This is a genomic window from Enterobacteriaceae bacterium Kacie_13, assembly GCA_013457415.1.
Taxonomy (GTDB): domain Bacteria; phylum Pseudomonadota; class Gammaproteobacteria; order Enterobacterales; family Enterobacteriaceae; genus Rahnella.
On the sequence record CP045665.1, the window covers coordinates 1206958 to 1231301 of the forward strand.

Consider the following 24344-nt stretch of genomic DNA (forward strand, 5'->3'; position numbering starts at 1 on the left):
GAGCCGGGTCATCTGTCCCGGCTTTTTTCATTCTTCTTTTTACTCAACATTTTTCGAACCAGAAGCGTTAGTTGAGCCCTTCCAGTTCTTGCGCGTACCCCGAGATATCCCCGATATTTTTCGCGATCCAGTTCTCATCAAAATAAGTATTCAGATACCGTTCACCGCTGTCGCACAGCAGGGTGACAATCGAGCCGGTTTCGCCTTTCTCACGCATCTGTTTTGCTAGTTGTAGCGCACCCCATACGTTGGTGCCGGTCGATCCTCCCACTTTGCGCCCAAGGACTTTCTCCAGCCAGTGAAGCGTGGCGATGCTGGCGGCGTCGGGCACTTGCATCATGTCGTCAATAACGCTTGGGATAAATGACGGTTCTGCGCGCGGGCGGCCAATGCCTTCGATACGGCTGCTGCATTGGGCAGTGACGCTGGCATCCCGCTGCTGATAATAATCGTAAAATACTGAGTTTTCCGGATCGACCACCACCAGTTCAGTGTCGTGCCCCTGATAACGAATGTAGCGGCCAAGCGTTGCGGATGTTCCGCCTGTACCGGCGCTCATCACCAGATACCGCGGCACCGGGTGCGGTTCCAGAGACATCTGACGGAAAATACTGTCTGCAATATTGTTGTTCCCACGCCAGTCAGTTGCCCGTTCTGCGTAAGTAAACTGATCCATATAGTGCCCGTTCATTTCGCGGGCGAGTTGCTCGGACGCCGCATAAATCTGGCCGGAGTTTTGTACGAAGTGGCAGCGGCCGCCATAAAACTCGATTTGCTGAATTTTGCGGGGTGCAGTGCATGAAGGCATGACGGCGATAAACGGCAGGCCGAGCAGGCGGGCGAAGTAAGCTTCGGAAATAGCGGTGCTGCCGGAAGACGCTTCGATGATGGGCGTATTCTCGCGGATCCAGCCATTGCACAGGCCATATAAAAACAGTGATCGCGCAAGGCGGTGTTTCAGGCTGCCTGAAGGGTGGGTGCTTTCATCCTTCAGATACAACGAAATCCCGGGGAAGTCGCGCAGCGACAGGCGAATCAAATGTGTATCTGCAGAACGCTGAAAATCCGCGTCAATTTCTTTAATTGCGTGATTAACCCAGGAGTTGCGCATGGTGTATTGTCTTAGTTAAATGATTTAATGAAACTAAGAATAACGTAACCAGCAGAAAAATAAGTTACTCTTTAACCCATGGAATGCGGTTTTTATAGAATAATTTTCTCCTGAGGTGATGGATGGTAGATAAAACTGACATTAAGCTCTTATCGCTGTTGCAGAAAGATTGCACATTATCTCTCAACGAGCTGGCGGATGCGGTAAATCTCACCACAACGCCGTGCTGGAAAAGAATCAAGCGGTTGGAAGACGACGGGATCATTCGCGGGAAAGTCGCGTTGCTGGACGGTGACCAACTGGGGCTGAGTCTGACGGCGTTCGTACTTATCAAAACGCAACATCACAACAGTGAGTGGTATCAGCGTTTTGTGCAGCAGGTTGAAGCTTTTCCTGAAGTGCTGGGTTTTTACCGCATGGCCGGTGAATACGATTATTTACTTCAGGTGCAAGTGGCCGATATGAAAAGCTACGATAACTTTTACAAGCGACTTGTGAACGGCATTCCGGGATTGAATGACGTGACCTCAAATTTTGCAATGGAACGTATAAAATCCACCACCGCATTACCGATTTAATGCAAAAGTTACAGTAAAAAGTTTCATCAGAAACGCCTGTTAACTCTGTTATCCTTGTCAGCTTGAAGAGGATAGTTGCACTTTTTTAAGCACCTTATCCCATTAAAATCATTGTTATTATTTGTATGGAAAACGCTGCGTGAGATTGTTCGCCCAATTAGGCTGGTACTTCCGACGTGAATGGCGCCGGTATCTTGGTGCCGTTGCCTTACTCATCATCATTGCCATTTTGCAATTATTGCCGCCCAAGCTGGTCGGGGTAATTATTGATGGCGTCACGACGAAAACCATGTCTTACGGCGTGCTTTTTGCGTGGCTTGGGCTGATGATCGCGACAGCGATTGTAGTGTATCTGCTGCGTTACGTCTGGCGCGTGTTGTTGTTCGGTGCCTCCTATCAACTGGCAGTAGAACTGCGTCAGGATTTTTTCCGGCAGCTAAGCCGCCAGCATCCCGCTTTTTATCTGCGTCACCGCACCGGCGATTTGATTGCCCGCGCAACCAATGATGTCGATCGCGTGGTTTTTGCCGCAGGTGAGGGCGTTCTGACGCTGGTGGATTCACTGGTCATGGGACTGGCGGTGCTGATCGTGATGGCAACCCAAATCAGCTGGGAGCTGACGCTGCTTTCCCTCGTCCCGATGCCGGTTATGGCGATTATCATTAAACGCTACGGCGACCAACTGCATCATCGCTTTAAAACCGCGCAGGCCGCGTTTTCCTCATTGAACGATCAGGCTCAGGAAAGCCTGACCAGCATCCGCATGATCAAAGCTTTCGGTCTGGAGAATCATCAGTCTTCTCAGTTTGCCGACGTGGCCGCCGACACTGGCGCGAAAAACATGCGCGTGGCGCGCGTCGATGCCCGTTTTGATCCGACTATTTACGTGTCGATTGGCATGGCAAACCTGCTGGCGATTGGTGGCGGTAGCTGGATGGTAGTTAACGGACATCTGACCCTCGGGCAGTTAACCAGTTTTGTCATGTATCTTGGTCTGATGATCTGGCCGATGCTGGCGCTAGCCTGGATGTTCAATATTGTTGAGCGCGGAAGCGCTGCCTATAGCCGTATCCGCAGTCTTTTACAGGAGGCGCCGAGCGTGGTGGACGGGACTCAACCCTTGCCAGCTGGACGTTCTGTACTCGAGGCCAGAATTACTGACTTCCATTACCCCGAAACCGCACATCCTTCGCTGACTGGTGTAACGTTTTCTCTGCAACCAGGTCAAATGCTCGGGCTATGCGGCCCGACAGGATCGGGCAAAAGTACCTTGCTGGCATTACTCCAGCGGCAGTTTGATGTGACAGACGGTGAGGTGCTGTACCACGGCCTCTCACTCAAAGAGATTCGGCTCGATGACTGGCGCGCACGTCTGGCGATTGTCAGCCAGACGCCATTTTTGTTCTCCGACACCGTTGCGCAAAATATTGCGTTGGGGCGGCCGGATGCCACACAGGAAGAAATTGAAGAAGCGGCGCGTCTTGCCAGTGTACATGACGATATTCTGCGGTTACCCGGCGGCTATGAAACCGAAGTCGGTGAGCGGGGCGTCATGCTTTCCGGCGGTCAGAAACAGCGAATTTCTATCGCTCGCGCACTGTTGCTGAAAGCCGAAATCCTGATCCTCGACGATGCTTTGTCTGCGGTCGATGGCCGGACAGAGCATCAGATCTTGCACAATCTGCGTCAGTGGGGCAGTGACCGTACAGTAATCATCAGCGCCCATCGTCTTTCCGCCCTGACTGAAGCCAGCGAGATTCTGGTGTTTAACCACGGCACGATTTCGCAGCGCGGGAATCATGAACAACTCGCCGCCAAGTCTGGCTGGTATCGCGATATGTATCGCTATCAGCAACTGGAAGCCGCACTGGATGATGTGTCTCAGGAACAGGGGGCGGAACACCGTGGCTGAGCAAAAAGTAAATAAAATTCAAAAAATGTGGCCCACGCTAAAACGCCTGCTAGGTTACGGCAAGCCTTACAAAAAACCGCTTTCCGCTGCAGTGCTGATGCTGTGGATTGCGGCAGCGGCAGAAGTAACCGGACCGATTCTGATCAGTTTCTTTATCGATCACTACGTTGCAAAAGGCGAAATGCCATGGGGTAAGGTCAGTCTGCTGGCGCTGTGTTTCATCTTGCTGCAATTTCTGGCTGCTGGTTTGCACTATTTTCAGGCGTTGTTATTTAATCGCGCCGCTGTCGGTGTGGTTCAGCGGTTGCGCACAGATGTGATGGACGCCGCCCTGCGCCAGCCACTCAGTGCGTTCGACACCCAGCCGGTCGGGCAGCTGATTTCTCGTGTCACCAACGATACGGAAGTGATCCGCGATCTTTACGTCACCGTAGTATCCACCGTATTACGCAGCATTGCCCTGATAGGTGCGATGTTAGTGGCAATGTTCAGTCTCGACTGGCGTCTGGCCTCGGTAGCTATCTGTATTTTCCCGGCGGTGTTTGTGGTCATGGGGCTGTATCAGATTTACAGCACACCGATCGTGCGCAAAGTGCGGAGCTATCTGGCAGATATCAATGACGGTTTCAACGAAGTCATTAACGGGATGAACGTCATTCAGCAGTTCCGTCAGCAAAAACGTTTCGGTGAACGTCTGACGCGCGCCAGCCAGTCACATTATCTGGCGCGTATGCAAACGCTCCGCCTGGAAGGTTTTCTATTGCGTCCGCTGCTGAGCCTGTTCTCCTCCCTGATCTTGTGTGGATTACTGCTGCTGTTTGGATTCAGCGCAGAAGGTTCTGTCGGTGTCGGTGTTTTATATGCTTTCATTAACTATCTGGGGCGTCTCAACGAACCGCTGATCGAACTGACTTCACAACAGTCGATTCTTCAGCAGGCTGTAGTGGCTGGCGAACGTATTTTCGATCTCATGGACAGAACGCAGCAGCAATACGGTTCAGATGAAAATTTGCTTACCAGCGGTGAGATTGAAGTCAAAGATGTCAGTTTTGCCTATCTCCCGGAAAAATGGGTGCTTGAAAACATATCGCTGCATGTACCGTCGCGTGGATTTGTGGCGCTGGTGGGGCATACCGGCAGTGGCAAGAGTACGCTGGCCAATTTGCTGATGGGATATTACCCGCTCAATAAAGGTGAAATCAGAGTCGATGGCCGAAACCTTGCGGACCTGTCGCATGCCAGCTTACGTAAAGGGATTGCGATGGTTCAGCAGGATCCTGTCGTGCTGGCCGAATCCGTCTTCGCCAACGTGACCTTAGGGCGCGATATTGATGAAGCACAGGTCTGGCATGCGCTCGATATTGTGCAGCTCTCGCCTCTTATCCGTGAAATGCCTGGAGGGCTGAATACGCGTTTGGGAGAACAGGGGAACAATCTCTCGGTCGGGCAGAAACAGTTACTGGCGATGGCGCGCGTTTTGGTGCAGGCGCCCGAGATTCTGATCCTTGACGAGGCAACGGCCAATATCGATTCGGGAACAGAGCAGGCGATCCAGCGTGCGCTGCGGGCCATTCGTCAGCAAACTACGCTGGTGGTGATCGCACATCGTCTTTCGACCATTGTAGATGCTGATAATATTTTGGTATTGCATCGTGGTCAGGCCGTAGAGCAGGGTAACCACTTGCAGCTATTAGCCAAAAAAGGCCGGTATTATCAGATGTATCAGTTACAGCTTGCCGGTCAAGAACTTGCCTCTGCGGAGCAGGTTACTCCGGCTATCGAAAACGCGTAATCATCTGCCCAACGCAGCGCGTTACGCTGTGTTGGGTCTCTTTCTGCCACTCTGTATTTCGCAATGTTCCTCTCTTTATGCACCCCTTTCATGCATGTCTCAATCGCGGCGATCCCTGTTGCACTAAAAAGCAGCGTGTAGCACTTAAATGGTGCGGGCTTTCTGATAATGACCCGAACAGCCAACTGTGCGCCCCATCACGATTATTCTGAAAATGCCGTATTACGCGGGTAAGCAAGCAATCTGTAAGAAATTCCAACTCTGGCACAGCCTTTGCTTTATCCATTTCGTATCGGGCGCGGGTTCTCTCGCGGCAAGCCCTTAATTCGAGGAGTGGCAAAATGAAGCTGGTTACTGTGGTGATCAAACCTTTCAAGCTGGAAGACGTGCGTGAAGCGCTGTCTGCTGTTGGAATTCAGGGGCTGACCGTAACGGAAGTTAAAGGTTTCGGCCGTCAGAAAGGTCACGCTGAACTGTATCGCGGTGCAGAGTACAGCGTGAACTTCCTGCCAAAAGTAAAAATCGACATTGCTATCGCTGACGACCAGCTCGATGAAGTGATCGATGTGATCAGCAAAGCGGCCTACACCGGCAAGATCGGTGATGGCAAAATTTTCGTTGCTGAATTGCAACGTGTTATCCGTATTCGTACCGGTGAAACCGACGAAGCAGCACTGTAATTTCAGGCTCATCTCTTTGCATAAAGGGTTGAGATTAAAGAGCTTAGAAACGGTTTTGAGAAACAGGGGTGGGTTAATAATGAAAAAACTTTTATCCATGATGGGGCTTGGCGCGGTTGCATTGTTGCCTTCGCTTGCCATGGCCGCCGCGCCAGCAGCCGCTAACGGTGCTGATAACGCGTTTATGATGATTTGTACTGCACTGGTATTGTTCATGACCGTGCCCGGTGTGGCGCTGTTCTACGGCGGCTTGCTGCGTTCTAAAAACGTGTTGTCCATGTTGACTCAGGTCATCGTGACATTTGCTCTGGTCTGCGTATTGTGGATCCTCTACGGTTACAGCCTGGCTTTCAGCGAAGGTAATGCATTCTTCGGCGGTTTCGGTAACGTGATGATGAAAGGCATCGGCCTGGATTCTGTCACCGGCACCTTCTCGCAGATGATTCACGTAGCGTTCCAGTGTTCATTCGCCTGTATCACCGTGGCGTTGATCGTGGGCGGTATCGCTGAACGTGTACGTTTCTCTGCGGTACTGATTTTTACTGTGATTTGGCTTACCTTCTCCTACATTCCGATGGCACACATGGTTTGGGCAGGTGGTTTTCTGGCGGCAGATGGTGCGCTGGACTTCGCAGGCGGTACGGTGGTTCATATCAACGCCGCCATCGCTGGTCTGGTCGGTGCTTATCTGTTGGGCAAACGTGCGGGCTTTGGCAAAGAAGCGTTCAAACCACACAATCTGCCGATGGTCTTCACTGGCGCGGCAATCCTGTATGTAGGCTGGTTCGGTTTCAACGCAGGTTCAGCAAGTGCTGCCAGCCCGATTGCGGCTTTGGCCTTCCTGAACACGGTCATTGCTACCGCTGGCGCAATCTTGTCATGGACATTGGTTGAATGGCTGGTTCGCGGAAAACCTTCTCTGCTGGGTGCAAGCTCCGGTGCTATCGCGGGTCTGGTTGCTATCACTCCAGCCTGTGGTACGGTCGGCGTCGGTGGTGCACTGATAATCGGTCTGGTCGGCGGTATCACCGGTCTTTGGGGCGTCGTTACCCTGAAAAAATGGCTGCGAGTTGATGACACCTGTGACGTGTTTGGTGTTCACGGCGTGTGCGGTATTGTAGGCTGCTTACTGACCGGCGTATTCACGTCCAGTTCACTGGGTGGTGTAGGTTATGCAGAAGGAGTGACCATGGGCCATCAGGTCTGGGTACAGTTCTTCAGCGTCTGCGTCACGCTGGTCTGGTCTGGTGTTGTTGCCTTCATCGGTTACAAAGTGGCGGATATGATGGTCGGTCTGCGTGTCCCTGAAGAGCAGGAGCGCGAAGGTCTGGACGTCAACAGCCATGGCGAAAATGCTTACAACCAGTAAATAAACGTTCAGAGAAAGCAGTGCGCTAATTCTCTTCGCGAGCAGTACTAAAACTAAAAATAATGATGAATAGCAAAAGGGGCGATAATAATATCGCCCCTTTTTCATATCCGTTTTTTCACCCGAAGAGACTTATTCCGCAGCCCGTTTGCGGATCACGCCTTCTTGCACCGTGGACGCCACCAGCACGCCGTCACGGGTGTAGAACTGACCGCGAACAAAACCACGAGCGCCGGAGGCTGAGGTACTCTCTACGGCGTACAACAACCAGTCATCCATGCGGAACGGGCGGTGGAACCACATCGAGTGATCGATCGTTGCAACCTGCATACCCGGCTCCAGAAAACCAATACCGTGTGGCTGAAGCGCTGTCGGCAGGAAATTGAAGTCAGACGCATAGCCCAGCAGATACTGATGAATGCGCAAATCGTCCGGCATTTCACCGTTAGCGCGGAACCATACCGCACGGTGCGGCTCTTCGACGCTGCCTTTCAGCGGGTTATGGAATTTCACCGGGCGCATTTCAATGGGGCGATGGCCGAGGAATTTATCGCGGATCTTTTCCGGGATCAGATGCGCCAGATTTTGTGCGATATCTGACTCAGAAATAAGCGACTCCGGCTGCGGCACGTCTGGCATGGTGTTCTGATGTTCAAAGCCTTCTTCATGACTCTGGAAAGAGGCGGTCATGTAGAAGATTGGTTTGCCGTTTTGCACTGCTTTTACGCGACGGGCGCTGAAGCTGTTGCCGTCACGCAGGATTTCAACGTCATAGATGATTGGCTTACTGCTGTCACCCGGACGCAAAAAGTAGCTGTGAAAAGAGTGGATCCCGCGATCAACCGGAACAGTCTGTTTGGCGGCGTATAACGCCTGACCGACAACCTGCCCACCAAAGACCTGGCGCAAGCCCAAATCCTCACTCTGACCACGAAACAGTCCTTCTTCAATTTTTTCCAGATCGAGCAGATCCAGCAGATTTTTTAATGCCTGACTCATAGTGGCCTCATGAAAGTTACCGGTTGATTCACCCTGAAAGCAGCACATAAGTACCGCTGCTGAACAGGTCTAACCTGTTAATGATAGTGGATCTTATGAGCACTCAGAAGACCTGTTTCGCCATCGGGAGGAAAAAACCAGATTATTGTGCCATGATTAATGGGTAAGCTGGTTAAAGAAACCATTTTCATGTCGGCGTTTATTACAGCTTGTCGACAAGCGAATAATAAAAAGGGAGTACGATCTATGAAACTTTGGCAGATAGTAGGTGGAACCGCGCTGTCTCTGACTCTTGCCGGATGCGCACAGCATCACGAGGCACCCGCTCAGCAGGCTCCGGTGAATTCGGCAGCCAGTCCGGCCAGCCAGCCTGCAATAACTGGCCCGAATGTCTCCGGTAGCGTGTTCATCAATCAGCGTGTCGCTTTACCGCCTGATGCGGTGCTGACCGTGACATTATCAGATGCCTCTCTGGCCGATGCGCCATCCAAAGTGATATCGCAGAAAGTGGCGAGAACGCAGGGCAAACAGTCACCATTCACGTTTATCCTGCCGTATAACCCACAGGATATCCCACCGAATGCACGCGTCTTACTGAGCGCTGCGGTGACCATTAATGGTCAGATGACATTTGTGACCGATAGTATTAAAGAAGTGATTAACAATGGTCAGGGTACTAAGGCCGATCTGCAACTTGTGCCGGTTGTTGCCGTACCGGTTGCCACTAAGCCAAGTTCGCTTGGGCCGTTGAGTAATCCATCTGAGCCGACGGGATTGGGTACAGCCCCTGCTCCGGTGAGTGCAGCACCAGCGCAGTCAACGTACTAACTACACAGGCTGTAAACTAAGGCACCGCTTCGGCGGTGCTTTTTTGTAGATACGTTCAGGTGAACTACCACTTCCAGCCGTACTTTTCTAAATCGATTTTGCCTTTCTTAAAGACGATCCCCTCGGCGAGTAGCGCCTGACGCTGGCGTTTAAAATCTTCGCCCTGCAATGAAATTTCACCGTGACGGTTAATGACTCGATGCCAGGGAAGGGTGCTGCCTTCGGGCAATTTCTTGAGGACACCGCCCACCTGCCGTGCCGCCCGCGGCGAGCCTGCTAACTGCGCGATGTTACCGTAAGTAGTGACTTGTCCGGCGGGGATTGCAGCTATAATTTGAAATACGCGCTGACGAAAGTTATCGGGTTCCGGCATCACATCCTCCTCAGTGTTTGCCGGACAGTATGACGTAATTTCACTTTTCAGGCAGTCGGGTTTACGCGGTATTGTTTAAGAAACCAACGGTTGTCGGCGGTTAACTTGCTTTTGAGTCGGGCATCACTGATAATGCCCACCGCTTCAGTTCTCCCACAGAGAAATGAAGCCAACAACGACAATGGGGGCTCTGTTGGTTCTCCCGCAACACTAACTTGTTAACTCGGTCAGGTCCGGAAGGAAGCAGCCATAGCAGGTGTCGTGTGTGCCGGGATGTAGCTGGCAGGGCCTCCACCAATTTAGACCCTCCACAGTCCATTCCTCAGTAAAATTTTCTCAATTCACAACGCTAAAATGCCACCTGCCTACCTTTTATCACTTTTAGTGATGTACTAACGTTGCGAAGTAATATACCAACGGTATCGCCAGAATATACAGCCCCAGCGGAACCTCGCGCGCTTTACCCGCCACCGCCTTAATGATGATGTAAAACAGCAACCCGCCCGCGATTCCGGTACCGAAGCTGTTGGAAATCAGCGTTATCATTACCATCATCAGCACCGGTAATGCATCGGTGAAATTCGCCAAATCCACTTTACGTAAATTACTGAACATGTTCAGACCGATCAGGATAAGCGCTGGTGCAGTGGCTTCTTTCGGGATCATCAGGGCAATCGGCGTAAACAAAAGCATCAACAGGAACATCACAGCCGCCGCCAGCGCAGTCAGACCGGTTTTACCGCCTGCTTCTGCCGCCGCTGAGGATTCGATTAACGCAGTCGCTGCAGGAATGCCGACAATCGGCCCGAGCGCGGCGGCAATTGAATCCACCATGAATGGCCTGTTGATGTGCTGCATATTGCCGTGTTCATCGAGTAAGCCCGCTTCACCGCCGACCGCCAGCGTTGTCCCCATGGTGGAGAAAAATTCAGAGGCGAAGAAGATAAACAGAAACGGCAGGAAAGCGATATTGATAGCACCGGTCAGATCGACTTTACCCAGTAGCGGAGCGACAGAGTGAGGGAGCGAAATCCACTGCTCAGGTAAATGCGTCACGCCAAACGGGATCCCCACAACCGTCGCCAGTAAAATTGCCCACAAAATGGCGCCCGGAACTTTACGTGCCTGCAACCCTACGGCGACCAGCAAACCCAACAGGGCGATAAGCGCGCCCGGCGCGGTGAAATCCCCCAGCGCCAGCGCATGCGTTTTGGCATTGGCCATCACCAGCCCGGCGTTGCGGAAACCGAGCAGGGCAACGTAAATCCCAATCGATGCCGTTAGCCCCAGTTTGATGGATTGAGGAACCGAACGGGTGACCACTTCGCGCAGGCCGAACACTGTCATCACAAAAAATAAGATCCCCGACCAGCAGGCGATACCCAGTGCAATCGGCCAGGTGATGCCGTCTCCGGCCAGCGTAATACCTACCAGCACCGATCCACCAATGCCGGGGCCGACCATAAACGGCAGGTTGGCGTAGAACGCCATCAGCAGGGAACCGAGCACAAAGACCAGAATCACGCCGGTAGTGGCAGCGCCTTTATCCATCCCGCCCACAGCCAGCAGGCCGGGGATCACCACCAGTAAATAGGCAGCGGCCAGAAAACCGGTAATACCGGCCAGACACTCGGTTTTTACTTTAGTGTGGCGCTGACGAAGCTGGAAACGGCGTTGAAGCCAGCTTTCGTCAGAGGACGCGGCCACATTTTTTGCAGAACTGTCAGTCATTACTTTCCCCTGAAAAGGATATTTAACGGATTGTGTGTGCTGTTATTTTTTTGTGTTTCTTATAGAAAAACATCAGGCCTCGTCGGGCCAGATTTGCAGAACCGGATCGACGATCTCACGCAGTCCGCCGTCAGTCAGTCCTAAATCTGTCAGGTGCGGACCAGCATTACAGGCCAGACAGGTTCCCTCAATGGCTTTGAATACCCGATACGGCGGTTCCCAGTCAGCAATCTGTGCGCTGAGTTCACGCAGATTTTTGAACTGTGAAGCCAGCGTTTCGGCGGGTAAGTCTGAGAGCATTCCAGCGATGGGCATTTCCACTTTAGCCAGCAATTGAGCGTTCTGACTCAGCGCCATGCCGCCGCCGCTTTCGATCAACTGATTAGCGGCAAGCACCATATCCGCAGGATCGCGGCCCAGTACCACCAGATTATGCGAGTCATGGGAATAGGACGTCGCAATCGCGCCGCGTAATTCTCCCCACCCCTCCAGCAAAGCCATTTTCGGTGTGGCGTCATGTCGACCATGCCGGTGCTGTACCCAGATCAAGCTGAATCCTTTAGGGATTTGTACCCTGCCATTGCGAACGGCAACCGTGACTTCACTCCACTGCGTGAAGCGTGCACCTTTTATGTTGCGTAAGCGCGCCTTACCGTTTACCAGACCCGGGACCCTCAACCGGAAATCCTCTTTGGTCAGTGTCTCAAGGCGCATGGTGTCGCGTGGCGGTATGACGTCATTGGCTGCCGCAGGGCTAAACAGCATTTTGCCGTGTTCTGCGACGCAGTCTCCGGCGACAAACACTTTACTTGGGTTCAGCGTTTCTAATGAGTCGAAAACAATGATGTCTGCGGTGCGTCCGGCGGCAATCAGCCCGAGATCGGCACGATTCATGCGGTTAGCGGCATTCAATGTCGCCATCCTGAGCACGTCTTCAACCTGTAGTCCGTGGGAGATCAGCAGTTTGATAAGTTGGATCAGGCCGCCTTTTTCCATCAGATGGTCCGGCGGTACGTCATCGGTACACAGCGTAATTTGCGAGGAAAGATGAGGCAAAGATAATAGTGCCGCCGCGATATCCGGCAACAAATAAGGATGTGAACCCCGAATTTGCAGTGTCAGCCCGGCACGCAGCTTCTCCAGCGCGTCTTCTGCAGAGGTCAGCTCATGATCGGAGGTCACACCCGCCGCCAGATAGGCCTGTAGCTGCTCGTCTTTGAGGCCGCGCGCATGGCCTTCAATCAACTTGCCACTGCGCAATCCGGCGTCGAGGATCTCCATCATTCGTTCGCTACCGTTGAGCACGCCGTACATATCCATAACTTCTGCGACGCCCGCCACTTCCGGCCAGCTCAGCATAGTTTGCATTTCCTGGCCTTTGAAATCCGCGCCTGACATCTCCAGCCCCGGCGTTGAAGGTACGCTCGACGGTGCCGCGCAGATGACCCGCAGTGGCAGGTTACGGCTGGATTTCACTGCGTACTCTACGCCCGCTACGCCAAGTACATTCGCCAGCTCATGAGGATCCCAAAAAACGGTGGTCGTACCCTGAGCGACGACTATTTCTGCGTATTTTTCTGGTGGAAGGTGCGAGCTTTCAATATGGACGTGGGTATCTATCAGGCCTGGTGATAGAAAAAAACCAGACAGATCATCAACATTAGTGCTCTGAGTGAATTTTCCGCGCGGATGCACGCTGGCAATCATGCTGCCGACCAGACCCACGTCTGCATCACGTATTTCGCCCGTCACCATGTCAATGACCTGTGCGTTGATCAACAGGCGGTCAAAGGGAATTTTCCCCAGTGCAGCATTAATTGCCTTCTGGCGCATGGGCAAGGAGGTCAGGTTATCGGTCATAGCTGTTTCCGGATTTGCAGAGTAGTGAGGCTAATGTAGGGAGAGGAAGCGGCTTTGCACAGATGATTTATTTTATCTGATTATAAGATGCGGTTATGCTGAGCAAACGTTTTCTATTTTATCGGAATAACTGCACATCATGTCTGAACCCTGGCGCCGCTTGCCGGCACTGTCTCTCAAGCAAATTCAATATTTTGTCACACTGGCACAGCTGCGAAGTTTCACTGAAACCGCCAACAGATTGGCGATCAGCCAGCCAGCATTGAGCAGTGCGCTGCGACAAATTGAGTCAGTTTTAGGCGGGAGACTATTGCACCGGACGGCGCAAAACGTGAGGCTCACCGAACAGGGCGAAGCAGTTCTGCCTTATGCAGAACGCTTATTAAATACGGCTCACAGCGCGTTCGATGATATGCAGCAAATAATGCAACAGGGCGGGGATGGAACATTACGTATTGGATTAGTGCCTTCAGTCAGCACTTTATTATTTCCAGTTGTACCGCAATTGCTGTCAGAATATTTCCCTGATATGCGTGTGGAATTTCACGATCTCACCAATGATGCTTTATTACTGGAACTGGAGAACGGATCGGTTGATTTCGGTATCGGTGCGACTGACAGCACGGTGCCCGAATCAATAGCTGTGTATCCGCTGCTCGAAGACCCATTTGTGGTGGTCATCAGACGTGATGATGCGCTGGCCGAAGGACACAATATTCCGTGGCGACAGCTGGCGAAAAGAGATATTGCATTGTTTTCGAAGGGAAATGTCAGCAGGTTGGTGACGTCGATGAACGAGACCCATCGTCTGAATTTGCAGGTAAATTATCGGGTAGATTTTCAGGAGACGCTGTACGGGCTGGTGCGGTCGCGTTTAGCCCTGGCAATTCTGCCAGAATTATATACTTCAACACTTAACGATAATGAATTAACAATAATTCATCTGCAGCAGCCGACATTAAGTCGTACGGTTGCGATGATGCGTAAACCGGCTCCATTGCGCTCTGGGAAAACGGAACAATGTTTCCAGTTTCTCTTAAAAACGTTTCATCAACGAGTTAAAGAAAAGAAAGATGGGTTGCGCGCAGGGAATTGTTAAACAAAGCTAACGTTATATTGTTGAAATAATAAACATTGAGCCGAGCGATAATTCGGCTCAATGCAAACTGTTAACGTACAAATTTCCACACGGCAACAGGGATTTTATCGTACAGCTTATTCATCGTCAGTTCTGCCAGACGGTGGTCAGCTGCCGAGTAAAACAATTCGAGTTCGTCGTCTGAAAGTTCATACTTATTTTTTTCAATAACACGTTCAAGTGTATCAATAGTGGTGCATTTTCTTAAACGCATCAAATAGTCGATTTTGTTCATCGTGGCCTTTTCATTTTTTTCTGATGACAGCATATAAATTATTACTCAAGTCTTCATTAGGGTACAGATGTAGTCCCCTGAGAACATTCTGAATAATCGCTTTTTGGTCTTCTGCCATTGGCGTAAATCAGAATCATTTATTCCATAATTACTGAACAGGGTGTAGGTATCATCCAGATACTCTTCAACCAGATCACTTAAATGGTTATCGTCGGGGTACTTAATTTTAAAACTCATCACAAAGGATGCAATGTGTTCGATCAGTTCGTTGAGTTGCAGGTTACCAGCTGAAGTAGGGTCGTTAACCCAACCATGATGACTGTCACCCAGTGTTGCAATTCCTTCATCATACAACATTTCATTCAGGAATCGTAACTGAGCGATATCGTGCCGCTTAGGCGAGTACTCATCCATATCATCCCCTCCGTAATGGTTTATTCGGTGTTGATAACACTCTGTGAGTAAACAACAAAACTTAATGGCTTACAGGAACCAGCTCTCACAACAAACTCTTGAAACTGCAAACATCACAAACTCGGTTAAACATCAGTAACAATCACAATAAACCGGTATCTCAAGGAGGTTTTACAAGGGATTATTCTACAGTTAACAGATTAAATATAATTCATTTTTAGAACGCTGTGCAAACGTATTACTCAAACTTACAATTCGTCTGCAGTAGTTCCTCTGGATGTGTCAATAATATCAAACTCAAGCCCTTCTGGCTTGACCCTGAATGTCACATTTTGCGTCGTATACTCGTCTGCATTAATGTCCAGACACCCATTGAAAACTGTCCATTTGTAACGATAACTCATTGAATATTGGCTTTCGTTCGTTTGAGTTATAGACACAATTTGCAAAGAATCCGGCTCATAACGGGCATTTTCAGAAAAATAAGATAAATCACCAATTAAAGGTTCTTCAATTTCAGATAAAGAACGCTGGATAATCTCTTGTAACTCTTTAACAGAGGGGGTTTTACCACAAATATCGCTGGGGAACATTTTCAGCACGGGTAATTTCCTCTTAAGTCCTGTCCTTTCATTATTACATACTTTCCGGATTCTGTGCTTCAAGTACGAAAAAAAATTCTCTTTGCCTGAGCGTGTAGTGATTTGATTTTCATGGGATTTATGATGCATTCATTAATTTTTACCCTTTTCTGACATTTTTTGGCGCTGTCTGATGCTGTTAAGAAACTGAAACAGTTCATGCATTGATAAAAAACTATGTGATGTTATATTATAACCATTTGGAGGGGTTATGACCAAAACACTCTTTACGATTTCTTCGCCAGCACGCTGTATCGGCGTACTGACCGCACTCGCTGTTCTTTGGGCCGCGATTTACTGGGCGATTTCACTACCATGATTTTTGTTAACAATGTCGAAGTCGGCTATGACCGTCGCGCGGTGACTATGCCGCTCTGTGGCCGCTTTTTGCCTGGTTCATTAACGGCGGTGATTGGTGCCAACGGCGCTGGGAAATCGACGTTTCTAAAAACACTGGCGGGCCTGCAGCAGGCCGTCGCTGGTGACATCACATTCAGTCGGGGCAGGCGTCCACGTTTGGCGTATTTACCGCAGCAGGCAGAACTGGATCGCAGTTTCCCTATCAGCGTGCTCGATATCGTGACGATGGGATGCTGGCCGCAGAGTGGCTTATTTGGCGGGATTAACCGCCAGTCAACGATAAATGTGGAACAGGCGCTGGAGACCGTAGGGATGACGGAGATGGCGAGTTTTCCAGTGGGCTCGCTTTCTGGCGGACAGTTACAGCGCACGTTATTCGCACGTTTGCTGGTGCAGCAGGCTCCGCTCATCATGCTCGATGAGCCATTTACCGGCATCGACAGCCAGACGACCGAATTGCTCCTTAAGGTCATCGCGCAATGGCATCGGGAAGGCAAGACCGTCATTGCGGTGTTGCATGATATTTCAATGGTTTCCCGGCATTTCTCCGATGTGCTTTATCTCAGTGGTCAACAAAATCTGTGGGGAAGTGCGAACGATGTTCTGAGCCATTTTCCTCATCCCGCGCATGCCTGCGTTTCGTCTGAACCTTTTTCTCTCGTGGCGGGAGTCGCCAACTCATGATGCTTTTCCATTTGCTGGCCGACCCCTTTATTGAATTTGGTTTTATGCGCCGCGCGCTGATCGCCTGCATTGCATTATCGATAAGCGCGACACCTTTAGGCGTCTTTCTCCTGTTAAGGCGGATGAGTCTGGTTGGTGATGCGCTCTCTCACGCCGTTTTACCGGGGGCTGCAATAGGCTATCTGATTTCAGGTATGTCATTGGTGGCGATGGGGATTGGCGGGTTTATCGCCGGGCTGGCGGTGGCCATGCTGTCAGGGCTGGTGAGTCGCAAAACGCAATTGAAAGAAGACGCAAGCTTCGCCGGTTTCTACCTTGGCTCACTCGCGCTGGGCGTTACGCTAGTTTCGCTGCGAGGTTCAAGCGTCGATCTACTGCATGTTTTATTTGGCTCCATTCTCGCAATCGATTCTTCTGCGATGATCATGGTCGGGATCATCAGCAGCGTGTCGTTGCTGGTGCTGGCCTGCATCTATCGCGCGCTGGTGATCGAATCTTTTGACTCACTCTTTCTTCGTGTGAGTGCCAGTAAATGGCTGGCGGCGATCCACGGTATTTTCCTGGCGCTGGTGGTGCTTAATCTGGTCGCCGGTTTCCAGATCCTTGGCACGCTGATGTCTGTCGGATTGATGATGCTGCCTGCGGCCAGTGCGCGTTTTTGGGCACGCGATTTACCGCACACGCTATTGAGCGCGATGATTATCGGGGTGATTTCCAGCGTCGTCGGGCTGATTTGGTCGTATTACGCTTCACTGCCGGCAGGCCCGGCGATTGTGCTCAGCGCGACGGTTATTTTCTTTATTTCAGTTTTATTTGGAAAGCGTGGCGGGATGTTAACCGCCTCGCGCTCTTAAGCAGTAACACAATGAAAAGTAGCACCAAAAATTAAGGGGACATGATGAAAGTATTACCTGTATCACTCGCAGTAGCTGCCCTGCTGTCGAGCCCATTGGCGATGGCGAAAACCGTAGACGCGGTAGCCAGCTTTTCTATTCTCGGTGATATCGTTCAGGAAGTCGGTGGCGAGCACGTCAAGGTGACCACCCTGGTCGGGCCGGACGGCGATCCGCACAGTTTCGAACCTTCACCCAAGGATAGCAAAGCGATTAACGCCTCTGATGTCGTATTCGTCAGCGGTTTAGGATTGGAAGGTTGGATCGATCGTCTGGTTAGTGCGTCCGGTTATAAAGGGCATCTGGTAACGGCATCGCAAGGCGTTAACTCACGCAAAATGGAAGAAGACGGCAAGCAAATTACCGATCCGCATGCGTGGAACAGTATGGCTAACGGGGTGATTTACGCGACCAATGTGATGAATGCGTTGATTAAAGCGGATCCGGAAGATGCTGATTATTTCCGTCAGCGCGGCACGGCTTACATTGAGCAGCTGCAAAAATTGGATGCGTGGGCGAAAACCGAGTTCACTGGTATTCCTCAGTCGAAACGTAAAGTACTGACCAGCCATGATGCATTTGGCTATTTCGGTCAGGAATATCATGTGAGCTTTATGGCTCCGGTTGGTTTCTCTACCGAAGCGGAAGCCAGCGCGAGCGGTGTGGCATCACTGATTAAGCAGATTAAAGAACAGAAGGTAAAAACCTACTTCATCGAGAATCAGACCGATCCACGCCTGGTGAAGCAGATTGCTGCAGCCAGTGGCGCGCAGCCTGGTGGAGAGTTGTATCCGGAAGCTTTATCAGGTCCGCAGGGCCCGGCAACGACATACATAAAAGCGTTTAAACATAACGTCGAGACGATTGTCGCCAGTATGAAATAAGATTTCCCCTCCTCATGGCACCGCTGTGGGGAGGTTTACATCATGTCTTAGCATATAAAAAAAACCCGTCGGGCAAGCGACGGGGTTTTTGTTTTTGTGCCACAGCAACTCAATCAATTAAACTCACTTAACGTTTTTTCTTCTTCCCCTGAACGGCTTTAAAGCGCGGATTACTTTTGCAAATCACATAGATCCGGCCTTTACGGCGGACAACGCGGCAATCCGGATGGCGTTTTTTCGCCGAACGTAATGAACTCAGAACCTGCATACTACATCTCCCTGATGCTGTTTATTTCTTACCGAGGAAGCTGCCGAAACGCTGGTTGAAGCGCGCGGTGCTGCCTTCTTTTGAGTACTCTTTCTGTTTGCCGGTGTAATACGGATGTGAGGCCGAAGACACTTCAATGGTGAGGTAAGGAAAGGTCACACCTTGCAGTTCAATGGTGCGGTCTGTGGAAATTGTGGAACCGACTTTAAAGTATTCGTTAGCGCTGGTGTCGTGAAACACGACGGTGCGATAAGCAGGATGGATAGTAGGTTTCATAATGCCTCTAAATGCTATGTTATACTATAACAATAATTATGCACCTATCTCAATTTATGTTCAAGGTTTAGACGAAAAAAAAGGCCGCATCAGCGGCCTTTCGTCAGGGTAGGGGATCCGGTTATAACGTCGGATGCTCTACTTTATGCGTGTGTTCAATATCCTCGTTCTTCTTACCGAAGCGGCGACGAACCACCACGAAGAAGACCGGAACAAAGAAGATCGCCAACAGCGTAGCAGTGATCATCCCGCCCATAACACCGGTACCTACGGCGTTCTGAGAACCTGAGCCTGCACCGGAACTGATAACCAGCGGCATAACACCGAGGATGAAGGCCAGTGAGGTCATCAGAATCGGACGCAGACGCATACGGACTGCTTCCAGCGTCGATTCAATCAGCCCTTTACCTTCTTTATCCATCAGGTCTTTGGCAAATTCGACAATCAATATGGCGTTTTTCGCTGACAGTCCGATGGTGGTTAACAGACCCACCTGGAAGTAAACGTCGTTACTCAGACCGCGCATCGTTGCCGCCAGAAGCGCACCGACAACCCCGAGTGGCACAACCAGCATGACGGAGAACGGTATCGACCAGCTCTCGTACAATGCGGCTAGACACAGGAAGACCACGATCAGTGAGATGGCATACAGAGCCGGAGCCTGGTTACCTGACAAACGTTCCTGGTAAGACAGACCCGTCCAGTCATAGCCGATGCCGCTTGGGAGTTTGGAAGCCAGAGACTCCATCATCGCCATCGCATCACCGCTACTCTTGCCCGGTGCTGGCTGACCCAGGATTTCCATCGATGGCAGACCGTTATAACGCTCCAGACGCGGTGAACCGTATTCCCATTTCGCGGTGGAGAACGCGGAGAACGGCACCATCTGACCCGCGCTGCCGCGGACATACAGATTGTTGATGTCGGAAGGCAACATGCGATACTTGTTTTCAGCCTGCACGTACACTTTCTTCACGCGACCACGGTCGATGAAGTCATTGACGTAGCTACCACCAATCGATGCACCCAAGGTGGTGTTGATGTCAGAAATAGACACGCCAAGGGCGGTCGCTTTTTCCTGATCAATTTCGATTTTGAACTGTGGCGTATCTTCCAGACCGTTTGGACGTACCTGAGTCAGCAAGTCTGGATGCTGAGCAATCATGCCCAGTAACTGGTTACGCGCCTGCGTCAGTTTGTCATGCCCAAGGTTTGCCTGGTCAATCAGCTGGAAGTCAAAGCCCGTTGCCGTACCCAACTCCACAATGGCCGGTAAGTTGAACGGGAACACCAGTGCATCTTTGATGGTACTGAACGCGCCCATTGCACGGCCTGCAATCGCAGGGACTTTGTTTTCAGCGCCGCTACGTTCAGACCAGTCTTTCAGACTGACGAAGGCGATACCGGTGTTCTGGCCACGACCCGCAAAGCCAAAGCCGTTAACGGTAAACACAGAGTTCACGTTGGCTTTTTCTTTAGTCAGGTAGTAGTTGCTGACTTCATCGAGCACTTTCTGCGTACGTTCCTGGGTTGCACCTGCAGGCAACTGCGCCATGGTCAGGAATACACCCTGGTCTTCTTCTGGCAGGAAGGAGGTAGGCAGGCGGATAAACAGGAATGCCATACCAACAACGATCAGCAAGTAAATCACCAGATAACGACCGGTGCTGCGCAGAATATTGCCTACGCTGTCGGTGTAGTGGTGCGTACTTTGCTCAAATTTCTTGTTAAACCAGCCGAAGAAGCCTTTCTTCTCGTGATGCTCACCTTTGGCAACCGGCTTCAACATGGTCGCACACAGGGCAGGCGTCAGGATCATCGCCACCAGCACCGACAGCACCATGGCAGAGACGATGGTGATGGAGAACTGACGGTAGATAACACCGGTTGAGCCGCCGAAGAAGGCCATTGGGATGAATACTGCGGACAGCACCATCGCAATACCCACCAGAGCACCCTGGATCTGTTCCATGGATTTCTTAGTGGCTTCTTTGGGTGGCAGGCCGTCTTCGACCATCACGCGTTCTACGTTCTCGACGACGACGATGGCGTCATCGACGAGCAAGCCTATCGCGAGCACCATCCCGAACATCGTTAAGGTGTTTATCGAATAGCCAAACGCAGAAAGCACGGCAAACGTACCGAGCAATACTACCGGAACGGCGATCGTCGGAATCAGCGTCGCGCGGAAGTTTTGCAGGAACAAGAACATCACCAGGAATACAAGGACGATGGCCTCGAACAGCGTTTTACCTACTTCTTTAATCGAGATTTTAACGAACGGTGTGGTGTCATACGGATAAACAACTTCTAAGCCCGCAGGGAAGAACGGTTGAAGTTTAGCCAGTGTTGCTTTTACTGATGACGCCGTATCAAGGGCGTTCGCACCGGTAGCCAGTTTGATACCCAAACCTGATGCCGGTTGTCCGTTGAAGCGGGCGATAACATCATAGTTTTCACCACCCAATTCAATTTTTGCCACGTCTTTCAGACGTACCTGAGAGCCGTCCTGATTCACTTTCAGAATGATTTTGCCGAACTCATCAGCGGACTTCAGACGGGTCTGCGCCACGATAGAGGAGTTCAGTTGCTGACCAGGCACCGGCGGTGTACCACCGAGCTGACCTGCGGCAATCTGGTTGTTCTGGACTTTAATCGCGTTGATGACATCAACCGGCGTCAGCTGGAAGTTGTTCAGTTTGTTCGGATCCATCCAGATACGCATTGCGTACTGGGCACCAAACAGCTGAACGTCACCCACACCTGAAGTACGGCTGACCGGGTCTTTAATGTTAGACCCCACGTAGTCGGCGATATCATCCTGCGTCATGGTCCCGTTATTAGAGATAAAGCCCGCGACCATCAGGAAGCTGCTGCTCGATTTCTCAACGGAGATACCTTGTTGCTGAACTTCCTGCGGCAGCAACGGTGTTGCCAGCTGCAATTTGTTCTGAACCTGAACCTGTGCAATATCTGCATCAGTACCGGAAGCAAATGTGAGGGTAATCTGGACAGTACCTGAAGAGTCACTGGTCGACGACATGTACATCATGTTGTCAATACCGTTCATGTTCTGTTCGATAACCTGGGTCACCGTATCCTGCACCGTTTGCGCATCCGCACCCGGATAAGTTGCGGTCAGCTGGATAGCCGGTGGCGCAACCGTTGGATACTGTGCGATAGGCAATTTAAGAATTGCCAATGCCCCTGCCAACATGATGATGATGGCGATCACCCATGCAAAGATGGGACGATCTATAAAAAACTTAGCCATGAATTACCGGCTCCTATTAAGACTTCGTCGCTGTATCGGATGCAGCTGCTTTTTGATCAACTTCCTGTGCAGTAACCTGTACGCCGGGCTTAATTTTTTGCAGACCTGTCACGATGACTTTATCGCCACTTTTCAGGCCATCGGTCACGACCCATTTGTCGCCAATAGCCTGCGTTGTGGTGACAGTGCGAAGCTCAACTTTATTGTCAGCGCCAACTACCATAGCTGTTGCATCACCGCGTGGGTTACGAGTGATACCTTGTTGAGGAACCAGCAGAGCGTTGTTATTAACCCCTTCATCCAGACGTGCGCGCACAAACATCCCTGGCAGCAGTGAGTCATTTGGATTCGGGAAGATGGCACGTAACGTAATAGAGCCGGTGGTTTCATCAACCGTCACATCAGAGAATTCTAATGTACCCGCCTGTGAATATTCTTTACCGTTGTCCATCAGTAGTTTGACTTGCGCTTTGCCGTTGGCTTGTTTCAGGGAACCGTCAGCCAGTTCCTGCTTCAGACGCAGGAAGTCGTTACTCGACTGAGTCACGTCAACGTAGATAGGATCGAGTTGTTGGACAGTTGCCAATGCAGTGGCCTGACCGTTCGACACCAGCGCACCTTCAGTGACAGACGAAATACCAATACGTCCGCTGATAGGAGAGGTGACTTTGGTGTAAGCGAGATTGATACGAGCTGATTCAACGGCAGCTTTCGAACTCACTACGGCAGCATCAGCTTGCGCTGCGGTAGCGACAGCGGTGTCGTAATCCTGCTTACTGATGTAGTTAGTGCCGAGCAGAGGTTTGTAGCGATTCACAGTCACGCGGGAAATCTGTGCGTTGGCCTGAGCTTTTACCAGATCGCCTTTAGCGCTGTCATACGCGGCCTGATAAGTGGCTGGATCAATTTGATATAAAGAGGTCCCTGCTTTGATTTCGCTGCCTTCAACGAAGTTGCGTTTTAGAATGATGCCGCCAACCTGCGGACGTACTTCAGCGATGCGGAAAGCAGCAGTACGACCAGGAAGTTCGGTAGTCACATTCAGCGGTTCAGTTTTCAGGGTAACGACGCCAACCTGCGGAGCATGTGGCGCACCTTGTTGAGCTTCTTTATCGTTACATCCTGTAAGTGCTAAGCTTCCGGATAGCATCAGAACTACCGCCAGAGGCGTTAACCCTCTGTTTTTGTTCATAAATAAACCTCAAGTGTCCGATTTCAAATTGTCCAATGGATCACAACATTCCAAATCCATTGCTGCGCTTATAGTATCTGCGTGCTATGTTACATACATTCAAGAATGTATGTAAATCAAACTCCCCTGAAAGATAAACCTATGGCACGAAAAACCAAATCACAGGCGCTGGAAACCAGACAGCAGATACTGGATGCTGCTGTACGAGAGTTTTCGGCCCGTGGGGTATCGTCGACATCACTGACTGATATTGCAAATGCAGCCGGTGTGACGCGGGGCGCAATTTATTGGCATTTCCGAAACAAAGTAGAACTTTTTAATGCGATCTGGGAAGCCTATGAATCCCGGGTAAAAGTGCTCGAAGTAGAGTATCAGACAAAGTTTCCTAATAATCCACTGCGTATTTTACGTGAAATCTTAATTTACATTCTTGTTTCCACGGTCACTGATACTCAACGTAAGGCACTGATGGAGATTATATTCCATAAATGTGAATTTGTTGGGGAGATGACATCCGTCCATGAAGCGCGAAAATCGCTATATATGGAAGGGTACGGGAAAATCGAGCGTATTCTGCTGCGATGTATTCAAGAAAAACAATTGCCCGCCACTCTCGATACCCGTCAGGCCGCTATTATTCTGCGCGCCTACCTGACCGGCCTGATGGAAAACTGGTTATTCATTCCAGAAAGCTTTGATTTAGAAGCCAATGCCGGGAAGTTTGTTGACACTTACATCGATATGCTCCGCCATTCTCCCTTCCTTTCTGCCGCGCCAAAGTATCAATAATATTCCCAGATAAAAACAATAAGCCTGCAATGTTTATGGGGCGTTGTGTGGATAAATTAAGCG

At 50.8% G+C, this 24344-nt stretch carries 23 protein-coding genes and 1 other RNA gene; 12 read left to right on the plus strand and 12 right to left on the minus strand.

Annotated features, from left to right (window positions below):
- Positions 1–67: 67 nt before the first annotated feature.
- A complete protein-coding gene (locus GE278_05460) occupies positions 68–1111 on the minus strand; it encodes a pyridoxal-phosphate dependent enzyme (GenBank protein ID QLK60254.1) in 1044 nt (347 codons plus the stop codon).
- A gap of 122 nt (positions 1112–1233) precedes the next feature.
- On the opposite strand from GE278_05460, the gene GE278_05465 reads away from it, so the two are divergent.
- The 5 genes from GE278_05465 to amtB all read left to right on the plus strand — a co-directional run bounded on the left by GE278_05465 (position 1234) and on the right by amtB (position 7442).
- Complete coding sequence (locus GE278_05465) at positions 1234–1689, plus strand: winged helix-turn-helix transcriptional regulator (GenBank protein ID QLK60255.1); 456 nt, start codon at positions 1234–1236, stop codon at positions 1687–1689.
- Positions 1690–1828: 139 nt separating this feature from the next.
- Entirely contained in the window at positions 1829–3601 is a 1773-nt protein-coding gene (locus GE278_05470) for a SmdA family multidrug ABC transporter permease/ATP-binding protein (GenBank protein ID QLK60256.1), read from the plus strand.
- Complete coding sequence (locus GE278_05475) at positions 3594–5393, plus strand: SmdB family multidrug efflux ABC transporter permease/ATP-binding protein (protein QLK60257.1); 1800 nt, start codon at positions 3594–3596, stop codon at positions 5391–5393. The genes GE278_05470 and GE278_05475 overlap by 8 nt, the downstream gene beginning before the upstream one ends.
- 341 nt (positions 5394–5734) lie before the next feature.
- Entirely contained in the window at positions 5735–6073 is a 339-nt protein-coding gene (glnK, locus tag GE278_05480; GenBank protein QLK60258.1) for a P-II family nitrogen regulator, read from the plus strand.
- A gap of 79 nt (positions 6074–6152) precedes the next feature.
- Positions 6153–7442 carry an ammonium transporter AmtB gene (gene amtB / locus GE278_05485; protein QLK60259.1) on the plus strand — a complete coding sequence of 430 codons (1290 nt, stop codon included), beginning with the start codon at positions 6153–6155 and terminating at the stop codon, positions 7440–7442.
- Between the two features lie 132 nt (positions 7443–7574).
- Here amtB and tesB read toward each other — a convergent pair whose 3' ends face one another.
- Positions 7575–8441: an acyl-CoA thioesterase II gene (gene tesB / locus GE278_05490; GenBank protein ID QLK60260.1), complete on the minus strand. Its 867-nt coding sequence runs from the start codon at positions 8439–8441 to the stop codon at positions 7575–7577.
- A 246-nt stretch (positions 8442–8687) separates the two neighbouring features.
- Between tesB and GE278_05495 the strand changes: the two genes are divergently transcribed.
- Complete coding sequence (locus GE278_05495; protein QLK60261.1) at positions 8688–9269, plus strand: hypothetical protein; 582 nt, start codon at positions 8688–8690, stop codon at positions 9267–9269.
- 64 nt (positions 9270–9333) lie between these two features.
- Here the strand turns inward: GE278_05495 and GE278_05500 are convergent, their stop codons facing one another.
- Positions 9334–9642: a methylated-DNA--[protein]-cysteine S-methyltransferase gene (locus tag GE278_05500; protein ID QLK60262.1), complete on the minus strand. Its 309-nt coding sequence runs from the start codon at positions 9640–9642 to the stop codon at positions 9334–9336.
- Positions 9643–9833: 191 nt separating this feature from the next.
- Between GE278_05500 and ffs the strand changes: the two genes are divergently transcribed.
- Positions 9834–9930: signal recognition particle sRNA small type (gene ffs, locus GE278_05505), an RNA gene on the plus strand.
- Positions 9931–10023: 93 nt separating this feature from the next.
- On the opposite strand, the gene GE278_05510 is transcribed toward ffs, so the two are convergent.
- Positions 10024–11373, minus strand: coding sequence for an NCS2 family permease (locus GE278_05510; GenBank protein ID QLK60263.1), 1350 nt, complete (start codon positions 11371–11373; stop codon positions 10024–10026).
- 72 nt (positions 11374–11445) lie between these two features.
- Positions 11446–13233, minus strand: a complete 1788-nt coding sequence (locus tag GE278_05515; GenBank protein QLK60264.1) for an amidohydrolase family protein — start codon at positions 13231–13233, stop codon at positions 11446–11448.
- A 139-nt stretch (positions 13234–13372) separates the two neighbouring features.
- On the opposite strand from GE278_05515, the gene GE278_05520 reads away from it, so the two are divergent.
- Positions 13373–14332, plus strand: coding sequence for a LysR family transcriptional regulator (locus GE278_05520; protein QLK60265.1), 960 nt, complete (start codon positions 13373–13375; stop codon positions 14330–14332).
- A gap of 70 nt (positions 14333–14402) precedes the next feature.
- Here the strand turns inward: GE278_05520 and hha are convergent, their stop codons facing one another.
- The 3 genes from hha to GE278_05535 all read right to left on the minus strand — a co-directional run bounded on the left by hha (position 14403) and on the right by GE278_05535 (position 15613).
- A complete protein-coding gene (gene hha / locus GE278_05525; GenBank protein ID QLK60266.1) occupies positions 14403–14606 on the minus strand; it encodes a hemolysin expression modulator Hha in 204 nt (67 codons plus the stop codon).
- Between the two features lie 45 nt (positions 14607–14651).
- A complete protein-coding gene (gene tomB / locus GE278_05530) occupies positions 14652–15020 on the minus strand; it encodes an Hha toxicity modulator TomB (GenBank protein QLK60267.1) in 369 nt (122 codons plus the stop codon).
- Between the two features lie 248 nt (positions 15021–15268).
- Positions 15269–15613, minus strand: coding sequence for a hypothetical protein (locus GE278_05535; GenBank protein ID QLK63206.1), 345 nt, complete (start codon positions 15611–15613; stop codon positions 15269–15271).
- A gap of 330 nt (positions 15614–15943) precedes the next feature.
- On the opposite strand from GE278_05535, the gene GE278_05540 reads away from it, so the two are divergent.
- Genes GE278_05540 through GE278_05550 form a run of 3 tightly spaced genes read left to right on the plus strand, consistent with a single transcriptional unit; the run spans position 15944 to position 18482 of the window.
- Positions 15944–16705, plus strand: a complete 762-nt coding sequence (locus tag GE278_05540; GenBank protein QLK60268.1) for an ATP-binding cassette domain-containing protein — start codon at positions 15944–15946, stop codon at positions 16703–16705.
- The gene (locus tag GE278_05545; protein ID QLK60269.1) at positions 16702–17559 is read left to right on the plus strand and encodes a metal ABC transporter permease; all 858 of its coding nucleotides are present in this window, start codon (positions 16702–16704) and stop codon (positions 17557–17559) included. The genes GE278_05540 and GE278_05545 overlap by 4 nt, the downstream gene beginning before the upstream one ends.
- A gap of 44 nt (positions 17560–17603) precedes the next feature.
- Positions 17604–18482, plus strand: a complete 879-nt coding sequence (locus GE278_05550; GenBank protein ID QLK63207.1) for a metal ABC transporter substrate-binding protein — start codon at positions 17604–17606, stop codon at positions 18480–18482.
- Between the two features lie 127 nt (positions 18483–18609).
- Here the strand turns inward: GE278_05550 and rpmJ are convergent, their stop codons facing one another.
- From rpmJ to GE278_05570, 4 genes are all read right to left on the minus strand, one after another.
- A complete protein-coding gene (gene rpmJ / locus GE278_05555; GenBank protein ID QLK60270.1) occupies positions 18610–18750 on the minus strand; it encodes a 50S ribosomal protein L36 in 141 nt (46 codons plus the stop codon).
- 21 nt (positions 18751–18771) lie between these two features.
- Complete coding sequence (locus tag GE278_05560) at positions 18772–19026, minus strand: type B 50S ribosomal protein L31 (protein QLK60271.1); 255 nt, start codon at positions 19024–19026, stop codon at positions 18772–18774.
- 121 nt (positions 19027–19147) lie between these two features.
- Positions 19148–22300, minus strand: a complete 3153-nt coding sequence (locus tag GE278_05565) for an efflux RND transporter permease subunit (GenBank protein ID QLK60272.1) — start codon at positions 22298–22300, stop codon at positions 19148–19150.
- A 16-nt stretch (positions 22301–22316) separates the two neighbouring features.
- Positions 22317–23492 carry an efflux RND transporter periplasmic adaptor subunit gene (locus GE278_05570; GenBank protein ID QLK60273.1) on the minus strand — a complete coding sequence of 392 codons (1176 nt, stop codon included), beginning with the start codon at positions 23490–23492 and terminating at the stop codon, positions 22317–22319.
- Between the two features lie 141 nt (positions 23493–23633).
- On the opposite strand from GE278_05570, the gene acrR reads away from it, so the two are divergent.
- Positions 23634–24281: a multidrug efflux transporter transcriptional repressor AcrR gene (acrR, locus tag GE278_05575; GenBank protein ID QLK60274.1), complete on the plus strand. Its 648-nt coding sequence runs from the start codon at positions 23634–23636 to the stop codon at positions 24279–24281.
- The last annotated feature ends 63 nt before the right edge of the window (positions 24282–24344 follow it).